A 14,340-nucleotide genomic window follows, 5' to 3' on the forward strand; every position below is an offset into this window, starting at 1 on the left:
GGGGTGGGAGGATGGCGTCCCGTGAAGGTCGTCGTACTGGTGGGCGGGGTTGGCGGGGCTCGGTTCCTGGTGGGGCTCAAGCGCCTCCTGGCCGGGCCGGGGCATGAGATCACCGCCGTGGTGAACACGGGTGACGACGTGTGGATGCACGGGTTGCGGATCTGCCCCGACCTGGACACCTGCATGTACACCCTCGGTGGCGGGATCGACGCCGAGCGCGGCTGGGGCCGGGCGGGCGAGACGTGGGCCGTGAAGGAGGAGCTGGCCGCCTACGGCGCGGACCCGACGTGGTTCGGGCTGGGCGACCGGGACGTGGCCACGCACCTGGTGCGGACGCGGATGCTGCGCGCCGGATACCCGCTGTCGGCCGTGACCGAGGCGCTGTGCCACCGGTGGGAGCCGGGCGTGCGGCTGCTGCCGATGTCCGACGACCGGGTGGAGACGCACGTCGTCGTGGACGACGACGGCGGGGAGAAGGCGATCCACTTCCAGGAGTGGTGGGTGCGGCACCGGGCGGCGCTGCCGGCGAAGTCGTTCGCCTCGGTGGGCGCGGAGACCGCGACCCCGGGTCCGGGCGTGGTCGACGCGCTGGCGGGTGCGGACGCGGTGCTGATCGCGCCGTCGAACCCGGTGGTGAGCGTCGGCACGATCCTGGCCGTGCCGGGGGTGCGCGACGCGCTGCGCAAGACCGAGGCGGGCGTGGTGGGGCTCTCGCCGATCGTCGGCGGCAAGCCGCTGCGCGGGATGGCCGACGCGTGCCTGTCCGCGATCGGCGTGGAGACCTCCGCCGAGGCGGTCGGCCGCCACTACGGTTCGCGCAGGACGACCGACAAGGGCGTGCTGGACGGCTGGCTCGTGCACACCGGCGACCGCTGCGACGTGCCGGGCGTGGCGGTGCGCGCGGTGCCGCTGCTGATGTCCGATGTGGACGCGACCGCCGCGATGGCGAAGGCCGCCCTGGACCTGGCCGGTGTCGAGGTTGGCTGACCACGCCTCGCCCGCCCTGACGATCCTGCCGGTGACCGGGCTGCCGGAGTTCCGGCCCGGTGACGACCTGGCGGCGGCGCTCGCGTCGGCCGCGCCGTGGCTGGCCGACGGCGACGTGGTCGTCGTCACCTCCAAGGTGCTGTCCAAAGTGGAGGGTCGGCTGGTGCCCGTGCCCACCGACCCCGGGGAGCGCGACGCCGTGCGCCGGGAGTGGGTGCGGGCCGAGGCGGTGCGCGTGATCGCGCGGCGCGGCCGGACCCTCATCACGGAGAACAGGCTGGGCGTGGTGCAGGCCGCGTCCGGGGTGGACGCGTCCAACGTGGCCGGTGACGAGATCGCGCTGCTGCCGCTGGACCCGGACGGGTCGGCCGGCGCGCTGCGGGCGGCGCTGCGCGGGCTGCTGGGCGTGTCCGTGGCGGTCGTGGTGACCGACACGATGGGCCGGGCGTGGCGGGTGGGCCAGACGGACGCCGCGATCGGCGCGTCCGGGCTGGGCGTGCTGCACCGGTACGCCGGCTCGGTCGACGGCCAGGGCAACGAGCTGGTGGTGACCGAGGTCGCGGTGGCCGACGAGGTCGCCGCCGCCGCCGACCTGGTCAAGGGCAAGCTCGGCGGGGTGCCGGTGGCGGTGGTGCGCGGCCTGTCGCCCGTCGACGACGGTTCGTCGGCCCGCGACCTGGCCCGCCCGGTCGAGGACGACCTGTTCCGGCTGGGCACGGCCGAGGCGGTCGCGCAGGGCCGGGCGGAGGCGGTGCTGCTGCGCCGGTCGGTGCGCTCGTTCGCGGCGGAGCCGGTGGACGTCGACGCGCTTCGGCGGGCCGTGGGCGCCGCCCTGACCGCGCCCGCGCCGCACCACACGCGGCCGGTGCGGTTCGTGCGGCCGACGACGCGGCGAGCGGCGCTGCTGGACGCGATGCGCGAGCGGTGGGTGGCCGACCTGCGCGGCGACGGGCTGTCCGAGGAGGCGATCGCCCGCCGCACGGCGCGCGGCGACTTCCTGCGGGACGCGCCGGAGGTCCTGCTGCCGTTCCTGGTGCGCGAGGGCGCGCACGACTACCCGGACGAGCGGCGCGCGTCGGCCGAGCGGACGATGTTCACCGTGGCCGGCGGCGCCGCCGTGCAGGGCCTGCTGGTCGCGCTGGCGGCCGAGGGCCTGGGCTCGTGCTGGGTGTCGTCGACGATCTTCTGCCCGGACGTGGTGCGCGCGGCGCTGGACCTGCCGGCGACGTGGGAGCCGCTGGGGGCGGTGGCGGTCGGCGTGCCCGGGACGCCGCTGACCCCGCGCCCGCCCCGTGACCTCGAAGGGTTCGTGGAGCTGTGAGCGTCGAGGACCTGCACGCGGACGCCGTGGCCACGTTGGGCGGGTGGCGTCCCGCCGACCGCACCCAGGAGTCGCTGCGGCAGGCGTACCTGGGGTTCCTGGCGGCGCGGGAGGACGGCTGCCTGCGCTCGTGCGAGCCGGGGCACGTCACCGCGTCGGCGCTGGTGCTGAACGCGACGGCCGACGCGACCCTGCTCACCCTGCACCCGAGGGTGGGCCGCTGGCTCCAGCTGGGCGGGCACTGCGAGCCGACCGACACGACGCTCGCCGGCGCCGCGCTGCGCGAGGCGACCGAGGAGTCGGGCATCCGGGGCCTGCGCGTCGAGCCGACGCCGATCCACCTCGACGTGCACCCGATCACGTGCTCGCTGGGCAAGCCGACGCGCCACTTCGACGTCCGCTACCTGGTGCGGGCCCCGGTCGGCGCCCGGCCGACGCGCAGCGCCGAGTCGGTCGACCTCCAGTGGTGGCCGCTCGACTCGATGCCCGCGAACGTGGACGACCTGTTCCCGATGATCGAGGCGGCCCTGGCGCGGTTGCGCTGAGCCGCGGTCGTCCGGTGGCCCCGGGTCACCGGGCGCGGTGGTCGCGCGGGCTGGAGCGGGGGCCGAAGCGGGGCTTGCCGAGTCCCGCCGCGAGGACGTAGCGGACCGCCCGCTGCCGCTGCGGCGCGTAGACGGCCAGTTCGGCGGCCATGGCGTCGTCGTCGATGCGGCGGCCGAGCAGGGCCCAGCCGACCAGGCCGGCCACGTGGAAGTCGCCGAAGCTGACCGCGTCCGCGTCGCCCCACGCGCGCTGCGCCACCTCGGCCGCCGTCCACGCGCCGATGCCGGGCACCGTGCGCAGCAGCGCCCGCCCGGCCTCGCCGCCGAGCGCGCACGCGTCCTCCAGCCGGTGGGCCACCCGGGCCGCGGCGACGAGGGTGCGGCGGCGCGCGCCGTCCACGCCCGCCCGGTGCCACTCCCAGTCGGTGATCGACAGGATCGCGCGCGGTGTCGGCGGGACCCGCAGGTCGGGCAGCGGGCCGGGCGCCGCCGTGCCGAAGCGCAGGCACAGCTCGCGGTACGAGCGGTGGGCCTCGGTGCCGGTCACCTTCTGCTCCAGCACGGCGGGCAGCAGGGCGTCCCACACGCGGCCCGTGGCCGACAGCCTGAGGCCGGGGCGCCGGCGGCGGACCTCCGCGACCAGCGGGTGGTGGCACTCGAACGCGGAGTCGTCGTCGGAGGCGCCCAGCAGGGCCGGCAGGCCGTCCAGCAGCCAGTCGGCCCCCGGCCCCCACCCCTCGGCCTCCACCGCGTCGCCGCGCCGGACGCGCAGGGTGCCGGGACCGGCCGGGGTGTTGGCGGTCAGCCACACCCCGGCACCCGTCCCGCTCCCCGTCGCGGTGCGGAACGAGGGGTCCCCCGGTCCCCGCCGCAACGGCCCCAGCACGGCGCCGAGGTCGAGCGGGAACGGGGGCGCCCACGTCCGGCCGGCCACCCGGAGGTCCGTCACCTAGGCATCCGCGGAGAACCTGATCCCGGCCTCGGGCAGGACGACCCCCGGCCACACCCGGACCCCGCCGAGCAGCTCGCACCGCGCGCCGACCACGGCGCCGTCGCCGATCACCGCGTCCACGACCACCGCGCCTGCCTGCACCAGGGCGTTCGCCCCCAGCACGCTGCGCTCCACGCGCGCGCCCTCGCCGACCACCGCGCCGTCGAACAGCACCGCGCCGTCCACGACGGCACTGGCCGCGACCGTGCACCCGGCCCCGACCGTCGTGCCGCCCCGGACCACCGCGGACTCGTCGACCACGGCGCCCGGCAGCAGCACCGCCTCGCCGGTGGCGGACAGCGCCGCGGTCGGCGCGACCCCCCGCACCAGGTCCGCCGAACCCCGCACGAACGCGGCGGGCGTGCCCAGGTCCAGCCAGTACGAGGCGTCGACGTACCCCTGCACCCGCGCGCCGGCCGCCAGCAGCCCGGGGAACGTCTCGCGCTCCACGGACACGGGCCGTCCCGCGGGGATGCCCTCGATCACCTCGCGCTTGAACACGTAGCAACCCGCGTTGATCTGGTCCGTCGGCGGGTTCTCGGTCTTCTCCAGGAACGCGGTGACGCGCCCGTCGGCGTCCGTCGGCACGCACCCGAACCGGCGGGGGTCCTCGACGCGGACCAGGTGCAGCGTCACGTCCGCGCCGGACCCGCGGTGCGTGTCGAGCACGCCGCGCAGGTCCACGCCGGACAGGATGTCACCGTTGAACACCATCACGTCGCGCTCGCGCAGCTTGTGGGCCACGTTCCGGATCGCGCCCGCCGTGTCCAGCGGCACGTCCTCGACCACGTACTCCAGCTCCAGGCCGAGGGCCGAGCCGTCGCCGAAGTGCTCCTCGAACACCTCGGCCTTGTACGACGTGCCGAGCACCACGTGCGTGATCCCGGCTTCCCTGATGCGCGACAGCAGGTGGGTGAGGAAAGGCACCCCGGCCGTCGGCAGCATGGGCTTGGGGGCGGACAGGGTCAGTGGCCGCAGCCGGGTTCCCTTGCCCCCGACCAGAACCACCGCCTCGGCGCCTTGCAGCTCCGACATGCCGTTTTTCCTCCTCCGCTTACGTCCACCCTGAGTTGCGAATACTCTGGCACGAGCACCTCGACGGCACGGGCGGTGGTCCGGGTCCGGGGAGCGCACACCGATCCGGCACCGCCGGCGTTCACCGCCGGCCCAAAGCACGCAGGAGAGATCCGGATGGACCCCCGCGCTCGGGCCGACGCGGCACTCGCCCGTGCACGTGCCCGCGGCATCCACGTCGTGACGCCGGACAACATGACGTCGCCGATGGACTCGTCGGCCACCCAGCAGATCCCGCGCAGCATGGTCAACGCCGTGGACCCCCGCATGGACCCCGACTCGACCATGGTCCTGGCCGCCCACGTGGCGGCGGGCAGGCCGGCCCCTCCCCCTCCGCCCGCGGCGCCGCCGGAGCCCGAGCAGGAGCTGCGCGTGGCCCCCGGTCCGGTGCCGACGGTCCAGCAGGTCCCGGTGTCGCGGCCGTCGCTGTCGCAGCGGTTGTCGGGCGGCCCCAGCCAGCCGCCGCCCGGGTTGTCGGGGCGGTTGAGCGGGGACTGAGGCCACCGGACCGGTCTAGCCGCTGCGGGTCAGGACCTTCAGCCGCAGCGACAGGCCCGCCCGCACGGCCAGCATGACCGGGGCCCACAGCGGGCCCCGGTGGCGGTCGGACAGGTAGCGGTAGGCGCTGGAGTGGTGGGCGGCGAGCATGCGGGACGAGGCGCGCTTCGTCGAGTGGCCGCCGATGTGCACCACCTCGGCCTCCGGCACGTACACGTTGAGCCAGCCGGCGCGGGCGATGCGGTCGCCCAGGTCGACGTCCTCGAAGTACATGAAGTACCTCGGATCGAAGCCGTCGACCGAGTCGAACGCCTCGCGCCTGAGCAGCAGGCACGAGCCGGACAACCAGCCGGCCGTGCGCTCCTCCAGGGACGCCGCGGCCTGCCGGTAGGCCGTCGACCAGGGGTTGGCCGGCCACAGGTGCCCGAAGACGGCGTGGCCCAGGCCCCGCCCGAGGGACGGCAGGAGGCGCGCCGAGGGGTAGACGGTGCCGGACGGTTCGCGGATCAGCGGGCCGAACGCGCCGCCCCGGGGCCAGCGCTTGGCGGCCTCCAGCAGGGCGTCCAGGCTGCCGACGCCCCACGACAGGTCGGGGTTGGCGACCGCGACCCAGCCGACCGAGTCCGGCAGGGACCGCACGCCCAGGTTGGCCGCGGCCCCGTAGCCGAGGTTGCCGCCGGTCGACAGGAACGCCACGTGGTCGTGCTCGGCCGCCGCGCGCTCGGGGACGCCGTCGGTGGACCCGTTGTCGGCCAGGACCACCGACACCGGTCGGGTCGTCGCCGACGCCAGCGTGGACAGGAACGTGTCCAGGGTGTCACCGGGCGAGTAGGTGACGGTCACCACCGCCAGGCCGTCTCCGTAGCGCGTCACGCCGGCCACCCTAGTGGTGGTGCGCGTGGTGCACGACGGCGTGCCCCTTGCCCCGCGAGATCAGCCACCGGTTGACGGGCACGGTCAGCACGAACGCGACCGCGAGCGAGAACGCCAGCGCGCCCCAGAACAGCGGGCTCGCCACACCGGCCTCCATCGCGCCGGGCACGACGACCATGATCGCGTTGTCGACGACCTCCATGACCGCGATCGACACGGTGTCCGCGGCCAGCGCCACCTTCAGGGCCGCGCCGAACGCGAGCCCGGTGCGCAGCACGCCCCGCATGGTGAGCGCGTAGCCGAAGAAGAACGCCAGCGCGACCGCGAGCACCACCGTGCCCCAGTTCGGCAGGCCGAGCGCGGTGCCGACGACCATGCCGAGCACCTCGCCGATCGCGCAGCCGGTGAGGCAGTGCAGCGTGGCGGAGACCGCCGTTGACCAGGATGCCTTCATACCGCCCAATATACCCCCAGGGGGTATAGGGACGGCAAGGGGTGACCCGGGTCGGGACGGGGGTGGTCAGCGGCGGTGGACGCGGGCCGCGCGCTCGTAGGCCAGGCGGTGGTGGGCGGCGGACGTGGACCAGGCGAAGTCCTTCGCCCGGACGAGGGCCGCGGCGCCCAGGGCGTCCCGGCGGGCCGGGTCGTCCAGCAGCTCGCCGAGCGCGGCGGCGATGTCGCCCGCGCCCACCCCGCAGTACGCGACGGCGTCCCCGCCCACCTCGGGCAGGCTCAGCCGGCGCGTGGTCAGCACGCACGCGCCGCTGGCCATGGCCTCCAGCACCGGCAGCCCGAAGCCCTCGCCCAGCGACGGGTAGGCCACCAGCTCCGCGCCGCCCAGGAACCCGGCCAGCGACGAGAACGGCAGGTAACCGGCCCGGATGACGCGGATGCGGTGCGGCACGGCGTCCAGCGCCCGCTCCACCTGGCTGTCCCAGCCGGGCTGCCCGGCGAGCACCAGGGCGGGCGGGCGGGCGCGATCCCGGCACGCCTGCGCGAAGCCGCGGATCAGCGCGGGCACGTTCTTGCGCGGTTCCAGCGCGCCGAGGAACGCCACGTACGGGGTGTCCCCCAGCGACAGCATCCGCCGCACCTCCGCCACCTCGGCGGCCGTCGGCGGGCGGAACCGGTCGGTCTCCACGCCGTGCTGGGCGATGTGCAGGGCACGCCGGTCGGCACCGGCGACGCGGGCCAGTTCGTCGGCGGTGGCGCGGGACGGCACCACGCACAGCGAGGCGCGGCGCAGCGCGGCCCTCGTCCAGGCGCGGAAGAACCTGGCCTTCACCGACGAGTGCAGCACGGCGTCGGTGAAGAACGTCGCGTCGTGCAGCGTCACGACCGACGCGGTGCGGTTGGCCAGGGGCAGCGTGTAGTGCGGCGAGTGCACGACGTCCACGCCGAGCCGGGCGGCGATCCGCGGCAGCGTGGTCTGCTCCCAGCTCAGGCGGGCCGTGCGGGTGGCGACCGCGTCGGCGGCGGCCACGACGCGCGACCGGGGCGCCAGGGACGCGTAGAGCGCGGCGTCGCGCGGTTGGCAGACCACGCTGAGCCGCGCGCCGTCGGCGTCCAGGGCGTTCACCAGGGAGTCCACGTACCGCCCGACGCCACCCCGGTCGGCCGGCACGGCGGTGGCGTCGATCAGCACGCTGGGTTCGGCGGGTGACACGCGGTGAAGGGTACGGCGGACGAACGGCGGGGTGTCCCGGAATGGCGCAAACGATTCGTCAACGAAACAGTCCCAGGTGCACACCCCACACCGCGCGGGCGGCGTTCTCCCAGGTGAACGCCTCGGCGCGGGTCCGGCCGGCGGCGCTCAGCCGCTCCGCCAGCGCTGTGTCGAACAGCACCGGGCGCAGTCCGGCGGTCAGGGCGGCCAGGTCGCCGCGCGCCACCTCGACCCCCGCGCCGCCGGCCACCTCGACCAGCGCGGGCGCGTCCGAGTGGACCACGGGCACCCCGGCCGCCATGGCCTCCACCACCGGCAGGCCGAAGCCCTCGGCGAGGCTCGGCGCGGCCAGCACGGCCGCCCGGCGCAGGACGAACGCGAGCTGCGGGTCGGTGAGCCGCCCGAGCAGCCGGACGTGCGGCGCGCGCAGGTCCACCCCGCCCCAGCCCTGCGGCCCGACGACGACCAGCGGCACGTCCAGCTCGGCCGTCGCGGCCACGAGCAGGTCGAACCCCTTGCGCGGCTCGATCGTGCCGATCGCCAGCACGTACCGCGGCGGGACCGGCACCGCCTCCTCCTCGGCGAACCGCGTCACGCCGTTGCCGACGACGTGCACGGGCGCGGGCCCCGGCGCGTGCCGGCGCAGCTCCCCGGCGACGGTCGCGGTCGGCACGACGACCGCGCCGGCCCGCGCCACCGCCCGCCCGATGGCGCGCCGGTGCCAGGCCACGCCGCGCGGGGTCAGCGTCGACGGGTGCGTCCACGGCACGGTGTCGTGCACGGTCACCACGACCCGCCCGCGCGGCGGCGCGAACGGCGTGAACGCGTGCACCGAGTCGCCGCCGGGCCAGTAGGGGACGCCGCGCTCCCACGCGGCGATCAGCGCGCGCCGGGGCAGCGGCAGCACCCGCGGACCCCCGACCCCGGGCACGACGGCCGCCGACACGTCCGCCTGCCTGCTCACGGCGCCGGTGACGGTCCAGCCGGGCGGCGCGGTCGCGGCCAGGGCGGCGGCCAGCTCGCGGGTGTACCGGCCGGTCCCACCGGGGACCGGGGCCAGCAACTGCTCGGTCAGCACCACCAGGTTCGGCACGTCGCGTACCGTCTCACGCCGTGTCGACCCCCAGCACGACGGTGGTCGTGGTGACGTGGCGCGGTCGCGGGCACATCACCGCGTGCCTCGACGCCCTCGCCCGCCAGCGCCCGCACCGGACGGTCGTGGTGGACAACGCCTCCGACGACGGCACCGCCGACCTGGTCGCGGCCCACCCCAGCGCGCCCGAGCACGTCCGGCTGCCCCGCAACCTCGGCTACGCGGGCGGCCTGGCGGCCGTGCTGCCGGACGTGACCAGCGAGTACGTGGCCTGGCTCAACGACGACGCGGTGCCCGACGACGGCTGGCTGGCCGCCCTGGAGGACGCCCTGGACGCGACCCCGGACGCCGCCGCCGCGACCTCGTCGATGGTGCTCGCGGACGGCTCCACGCAGTCGGTCGGCGTCCGGTTGACCGCCGACGGCCACGGCGTGGACCTGGTGCTCGCGGGCCGCGAGGTGTTCGGCTTCTGCGGTGGCGCGGCGCTGCTGCGCACGGCCGCCCTGGCGCGCGCGGGCGGCGTCCCGGCGGGGTTCTTCTGCTACTACGAGGACACCGACACGGCCTGGCGGCTGCGCCTGGGCGGCCACCGCGTGCTGTCCGTCGGCCCTGCGCGGGTCCGGCACCGGCACGGGGCGAGCACCAACCCCGGCTCCCGCCCGTTCCACCGCTGGAACGAGCGCAACCGGCTGCTGATGCTGCTGCGCTGCGCCCCGCTCGCCGTCGCGCTGCGGGAACCGGCCCGCTTCGCCGCGATCACCGCCCTGCTGCCGCTGCGCCGGGACCGCCCGGATGCGGAGAACTTCCGCGTCGGCCTGCGCGTCCGAGTGCTGCTGGAGGTGCTGGCCCGGCTGCCCGCGACGCTGGTGGAACGGGCCCGGATCGGCCGGCGCGCGGCGGTGCCCAGGCGCGCGGTGTGGCGGGAGTGGGCGGGCCGGTAGGGCACACCGGCGTCCGGGCGGCGAAACCTGCTGGAACCGGCTGACGAGGAGCGAAGTGACCGAGTACGTCGAGGTGCGCACGGAGGACGGCGAGCTGGTGCCGTTCGAGCTGGACGAGGAGTACGACGGCCCGGTGCGGGCCGGGCGGCGCTGGGACCGGGTCGAGGAGACCCTGGAGCAGGGGGTCGAGCGGGCCCGGCAGGTCGCCCGCTCGGTGGCCCGGAAGATCGGCGACATGCCGCCGCCGCGCCCCGACAAGGTGGCCGTCGAGATCGGGCTCAAGGCGGGGGTGACCGGCGCGTTCGGGATCGCCCGCTCGTCCGCCGAGGCGCACATCAAGATCACCGTCGAGTGGCACCGGGACGGCCTCGACGCCGCGCCGCCGGCCGAGGACGGCGAGTCGGGGGCGAAGGGGGCGCCGGGGGCCGACCCGGTCGGCGGCGACCCGACCGGTGAGGTGTAGGCCACCGCGACCGCACGCTGCGGAGCGTGATGAGGCAGAGTTGGCGCGTGGAGCGAGGGAGCAGCCTGCCTGATGTGACCGTCGTCGTGGTGAACTACCGCGGCGCCGACGACACCACGACCTGCCTGCGAGCGCTGTTCGGGGAACTCGACTACCCGGCCGACAAGCTCCAGGTCGTCGTGGTCGACAACGCCTCGGGTGACGGCGGCGCGGAGCGCGTCAGGGCCGCCGCGCCCGCCGCGGAGGTCGTCGAGGCGCCCACCAACCTCGGCTTCGCGGGCGGCTGCAACCTCGGTGTCGAGCACGCCCGCGGCTCGGTCGTCGCGTTCCTCAACAACGACGCCCGCCCGCACCGGGACTGGCTGCGCGAGGCGGTGCGGGTGCTGCACGCCGAACCCGCCGTGGGCGCGGTCGCGTCGAAGGTCCTCGACTGGGAGGGCCGGGACGTGGACTTCGTCGACGGCGGCCTCACCTGGTTCGGCATGGGCTACAAGCGGCACGCCGGGGAGCCCGACGACGGCACCCACGACACGCCCCGCGACGTGCTGTTCGGCACCGGCTCGGCGCTGGTGGTCCGCACGTCGGTGTTCCGCGAGCTGGGCGGCTTCGACGAGCGCTTCTTCATGTTCTACGAGGACGTGGACCTCGGCTGGCGGATGAACCTGCGCGGCTGGCGCGTCCGCTACGAGCCGAAGTCCCTGACCTTCCACAAGCACCACGCGTCGATGTCGCGGATCGACACCAGCCGCGAGCTGTACCTGCTGGAGCGCAACGCCCTCGCCGCGCTCTACAAGAACTTCTCCGACGAGACCCTGGCGAAGGCGCTGCCGGCCGCACTGGCCCTGGTGGTACGGCGGGCCACCGCGCGCGGCGAGCTGGACGCCACCCAGCTGGAGATCACCCGCCGACCCGCCGACCCCGAGGACGACCGCGCGCCCGTGCCCGTGCCGCGGCAGGCGCTGGCCGGGTTCCTCGCGATCGACCAGTTCGTGGAGCTGCTGCCGTCGCTGGCCGAGTCGCGGAAGGCCGAGCAGGCCGCGCGCCGGCTGACCGACGCCGACCTGCTGCCGCTGATGCGCAAGGCGATGGAGCCCGCCTACCCGCTGCCCCGCTACCTGGCCGCGCACGACGTGCTGGTCGAGGTGTTCGGGCTGGAGGAGGTCTTCGGCCGGCCCCGGCGCGTGCTGGTGATCACCGGGGACGCGCTCTCCGACCGGATGGCGGGCCCGGCGATCCGGGCGTGGAACATGGCCGACGTGCTGGCCGGCGAGCACGAGGTGCGGCTGGTCACGACCAACGCGCGGTGCGACCCGCCCGAGGCCCCGTTCCCGGTGGTCCGCGCCGTGCGGCGCGAGCTGGTCGAGCACGCGGAGTGGGCCGACGTGGTCGTGCTCCAGGGCCACGTGCTGGAGAACCTGGCCTTCCTCAAGGAACCCGGCAACACCAAGATCGTCGTCTGCGACGTCTACGACCCGATGCACCTGGAGCTGCTCGAACAGGGCAAGGACTCGACCGACGAGCAGCGCGAGCTGGACCTGGTCGGCGTCACCCGGGTCATCGACAACCAGATGCGGCGCGGCGACTTCTTCCTGTGCGCCTCCGAGCGGCAGCGGCACTTCTGGCTCGGCCACCTGACCGCGATCGGCCGCCTCACGCCGTCGCTGTACGACAACGACCCGACCACGCGCTCGCTGCTCGCCGAGGTCCCGTTCGGCCTGTCCGGCAAACCGCCGCAGCGCACCGGGCCGGGGCTGCGCGCCTCGCTGGACCTGGCCGACTCGGACAAGGTCGTGCTGTGGGCGGGCGGCGTCTACAGCTGGTTCGACCCGCTGACGCTGGTCACGGCGGTCGACCGGCTGCGGGCGCGGCGGCCGGACGTGCGGCTGGTGTTCCTCGGCATGAAGCACCCGAACCCCGAGGTGCCGGACATGGACATCGGCACGCGGACGCGGGCGCTGGCCGCCCGGCTGGGGCTGACCGGCTCGCACGTGTTCTTCAACGAGGCCTGGGTCCCCTACCAGGACCGGCAGAACTGGCTGCTCGACGCGGACGCGGGCGTGACCACGCACTTCGAGCACGTCGAGACGACGTTCGCCTTCCGCACCCGGGTGCTGGACTACCTGTGGGCGGGGTTGCCGATCGTCACCACGGACGGCGACTCGTTCGCCGACCTGGTGCGCCGCGAGGGGCTGGGCGTGGTCGTGCGGTCCGAGGACCCGGACGCGCTCGCCGACGCGCTGGAGCGGGTGCTCTACGACGAGGCGTTCGCGGCGGCGTGCGCCGAGCGGATCGCCGTCGTGCGGGAGCGGTTCACCTGGGACACCGTGCTGGCGCCGCTGGTGGAGTTCTGCCGCAACCCGCGGCCGGCCGCCGACCGGCTGCCCGGCGCGGCGCCGATGGTCCGCAACCGGCCGCTGGGCACGCTGGACAAGGTGCAGCGGGACGTGCAGCTGGTGCGCGAGTACCTGACCGCCGGCGGGCCGCGCGAGGTCGCCCGCCGCGCCTCCGGGCGCGTGCTGAAGAAGCTGCGCCGTGGCTAGGCCGCTGAGGGTGCTGATCGACGGCACCCCGCTGCTCGGGCACCGGACCGGCATCGGCCGCTACACGGCGGCGCTGGCCGAGGAGCTGGCGTCGGTGCCGGCCGAGGTCGACGTGCGGGCGGTGGCGTTCACCCTGCGCGGCTGGCGGGCGCTGCGGACCGTGCTGCCGCACGACGTGCTGGCGCGCGGCCTGCCCGTGTCCGCGCGGCTGCTGCGGCAGTTCTGGCTGCGCGCGCCGTTCCCGCCGGTGGAGTTCCTGGCCGGGCCGACCGACGTCATGCACGGCACGAACTTCGTGCTGCCGCCCACGATCCGCGCCGGCGGCGTGGTCACCGTGCACGACCTGGCGTTCCTGGACTCGCCGGGCGACCTGCCCCCGTCCGACCGGCGGCTGCCGGAGCTGGTGCGGCGCTCCGCGGCCCGCGCCGACGTGGTGTGCACGCCCACGCGGGCGGTCGCGTCGGTGGTGGAGGAGCGCCTGGGCGTGCCCGCGTCGAAGATCGTCGTGACGCCGCTCGGCGTCGACCCGGCGTGGTTCACGGCCCGGCCGCCGTCGCCCGCGCTGCGCGCGCGGCTCGGCCTGCCGTCGGAGTACCTGCTGTTCGTCGGGGCCGGTGGTCCGCGCAAGGGGCTGGGCACGTTGGTGGCCGCGCACGCGTCGCGGCCCTCGCTGCCGCCGCTGGTGCTGGCCGGGCCGGGGGCGCGGTCGGCGGACGACCGGGTGCTGCGCACGGGGTACCTCGACGACGTCGACCTGCGCAGCGTCGTGGCCGGCGCGGCGGCGCTCGTGCTGCCGTCGCGCGACGAGGGCTTCGGGCTGCCCGTGCTGGAGGCGTTGGCGTGCGACGTGCCCGTGGTGTGCACGGACGTCCCGGCGCTGCGCGAGGTGGCCGACGGGCACGCGGTGCACGTGCCGATCGGTGACGTCGAGGCGCTGGCGCAGGCCCTGGAGGACGCCGCCGGCACGCCCTCGACGGCGGCCGTGGCGGCGGCCCGGCGCGCGCACGCGGCCGAGTTCACGTGGCGCCGCACGGCGTCGGCGACGGTGGGGGCCTACCGGCGCGCCGCCGGGCAGTGACACGAGGCCATCGAGACCGCACCCCTGGCCATCGGCGTCCACAGCGTGCCCGTGTCCAGGCACTCGTCGCAGTCGTAGCCGGTCGGTTCGAGCACCGCCACCTCGCGCCGGAGCGCGTCGGCCAGCCGTGACGCGCCGACCAGGCTGAGGTCCACCAGCACCTCGTCCGGCGGCGGGCCGACGGCGAGGTGGACCGTCGCGGTCCCGTGGTCCACCCACGCGCGCAGCGGCGTGTCGTCCAGCACCCGGATCGCCTGAGCGGCCACCACG

The 14,340-nt window shown here is 75.8% G+C and carries 15 protein-coding genes; 8 read left to right on the forward strand and 7 right to left on the reverse strand.

Annotated elements, in window-relative coordinates; all coding sequences use genetic code 11:
- The first annotated feature begins 21 nt into the window (after positions 1–21).
- Genes cofD through J2S66_RS24630 form a run of 3 tightly spaced genes read left to right on the forward strand, consistent with a single transcriptional unit; the run spans position 22 to position 2,853 of the window.
- Positions 22–987 (forward strand): 2-phospho-L-lactate transferase, encoded by a 966-nt coding sequence (cofD, locus tag J2S66_RS24620; protein WP_310309651.1) that lies wholly within the window; start codon positions 22–24, stop codon positions 985–987.
- Positions 980–2,308, forward strand: coding sequence for a coenzyme F420-0:L-glutamate ligase (locus J2S66_RS24625; protein WP_310315049.1), 1,329 nt, complete (start codon positions 980–982; stop codon positions 2,306–2,308). Before cofD ends, J2S66_RS24625 begins: the two co-directional genes overlap by 8 nt.
- A complete protein-coding gene (locus tag J2S66_RS24630) occupies positions 2,305–2,853 on the forward strand; it encodes an NUDIX hydrolase (protein ID WP_310309653.1) in 549 nt (182 codons plus the stop codon). The genes J2S66_RS24625 and J2S66_RS24630 overlap by 4 nt, the downstream gene beginning before the upstream one ends.
- 25 nt (positions 2,854–2,878) lie before the next feature.
- Here J2S66_RS24630 and J2S66_RS24635 read toward each other — a convergent pair whose 3' ends face one another.
- Positions 2,879–3,802 carry a DNA-3-methyladenine glycosylase family protein gene (locus J2S66_RS24635; RefSeq protein WP_310309654.1) on the reverse strand — a complete coding sequence of 308 codons (924 nt, stop codon included), beginning with the start codon at positions 3,800–3,802 and terminating at the stop codon, positions 2,879–2,881.
- Positions 3,803–4,879, reverse strand: a complete 1,077-nt coding sequence (gene manB / locus J2S66_RS24640; RefSeq protein WP_310309656.1) for a mannose-1-phosphate guanylyltransferase — start codon at positions 4,877–4,879, stop codon at positions 3,803–3,805.
- Positions 4,880–5,035: 156 nt separating this feature from the next.
- Between manB and J2S66_RS24645 the strand changes: the two genes are divergently transcribed.
- Complete coding sequence (locus tag J2S66_RS24645; RefSeq protein ID WP_310309658.1) at positions 5,036–5,416, forward strand: hypothetical protein; 381 nt, start codon at positions 5,036–5,038, stop codon at positions 5,414–5,416.
- 15 nt (positions 5,417–5,431) lie between these two features.
- Here the strand turns inward: J2S66_RS24645 and J2S66_RS24650 are convergent, their stop codons facing one another.
- The 4 genes from J2S66_RS24650 to J2S66_RS24665 all read right to left on the reverse strand — a co-directional run bounded on the left by J2S66_RS24650 (position 5,432) and on the right by J2S66_RS24665 (position 9,048).
- Entirely contained in the window at positions 5,432–6,289 is an 858-nt protein-coding gene (locus J2S66_RS24650) for a glycosyltransferase family 2 protein (RefSeq protein ID WP_310309659.1), read from the reverse strand.
- A 10-nt stretch (positions 6,290–6,299) separates the two neighbouring features.
- Positions 6,300–6,743 carry a DUF4396 domain-containing protein gene (locus J2S66_RS24655; RefSeq protein WP_310309660.1) on the reverse strand — a complete coding sequence of 148 codons (444 nt, stop codon included), beginning with the start codon at positions 6,741–6,743 and terminating at the stop codon, positions 6,300–6,302.
- A gap of 66 nt (positions 6,744–6,809) precedes the next feature.
- Complete coding sequence (locus J2S66_RS24660; protein WP_310315052.1) at positions 6,810–7,934, reverse strand: glycosyltransferase family 4 protein; 1,125 nt, start codon at positions 7,932–7,934, stop codon at positions 6,810–6,812.
- A 79-nt stretch (positions 7,935–8,013) separates the two neighbouring features.
- Positions 8,014–9,048 carry a glycosyltransferase family 4 protein gene (locus J2S66_RS24665; RefSeq protein WP_310309662.1) on the reverse strand — a complete coding sequence of 345 codons (1,035 nt, stop codon included), beginning with the start codon at positions 9,046–9,048 and terminating at the stop codon, positions 8,014–8,016.
- Between the two features lie 20 nt (positions 9,049–9,068).
- Here J2S66_RS24665 and J2S66_RS24670 point away from each other — a divergent pair, with 20 nt between their 5' ends.
- From J2S66_RS24670 to J2S66_RS24685, 4 genes are read left to right on the forward strand one after another with little or no spacing between them, the layout of a single operon-like run.
- Entirely contained in the window at positions 9,069–9,989 is a 921-nt protein-coding gene (locus J2S66_RS24670) for a glycosyltransferase family 2 protein (protein ID WP_310309663.1), read from the forward strand.
- Positions 9,990–10,044: 55 nt separating this feature from the next.
- A complete protein-coding gene (locus J2S66_RS24675) occupies positions 10,045–10,452 on the forward strand; it encodes a CU044_2847 family protein (protein ID WP_310309665.1) in 408 nt (135 codons plus the stop codon).
- Positions 10,453–10,481: 29 nt separating this feature from the next.
- A complete protein-coding gene (locus tag J2S66_RS24680; RefSeq protein WP_310315055.1) occupies positions 10,482–12,992 on the forward strand; it encodes a glycosyltransferase in 2,511 nt (836 codons plus the stop codon).
- The gene (locus tag J2S66_RS24685; protein ID WP_310309666.1) at positions 12,985–14,070 is read left to right on the forward strand and encodes a glycosyltransferase family 4 protein; all 1,086 of its coding nucleotides are present in this window, start codon (positions 12,985–12,987) and stop codon (positions 14,068–14,070) included. Before J2S66_RS24680 ends, J2S66_RS24685 begins: the two co-directional genes overlap by 8 nt.
- Here the strand turns inward: J2S66_RS24685 and J2S66_RS24690 are convergent.
- Positions 14,046–14,336 carry a hypothetical protein gene (locus J2S66_RS24690; RefSeq protein WP_310309667.1) on the reverse strand — a complete coding sequence of 97 codons (291 nt, stop codon included), beginning with the start codon at positions 14,334–14,336 and terminating at the stop codon, positions 14,046–14,048. The two genes, J2S66_RS24685 and J2S66_RS24690, sit on opposite strands and share 25 nt — an antisense overlap.
- Positions 14,337–14,340 lie beyond the last annotated feature (4 nt).

The sequence above is a fragment of the Saccharothrix longispora genome, assembly GCF_031455225.1.
Lineage (GTDB): Bacteria > Actinomycetota > Actinomycetes > Mycobacteriales > Pseudonocardiaceae > Actinosynnema > Actinosynnema longispora.

Coding starts and splice junctions, on each gene's coding strand:
- manB (WP_310309656.1), bottom strand. CDS start 4,879: ATGTCGGAGCTGCAAGGCGCCGAGGCGGTGGTTCTGGTCGGGGGCAAG.
- J2S66_RS24645 (WP_310309658.1), top strand. CDS start 5,036: ATGGACCCCCGCGCTCGGGCCGACGCGGCACTCGCCCGTGCACGTGCC.
- J2S66_RS24680 (WP_310315055.1), top strand. CDS start 10,482: ATGAGGCAGAGTTGGCGCGTGGAGCGAGGGAGCAGCCTGCCTGATGTG.
- J2S66_RS24655 (WP_310309660.1), bottom strand. CDS start 6,743: ATGAAGGCATCCTGGTCAACGGCGGTCTCCGCCACGCTGCACTGCCTC.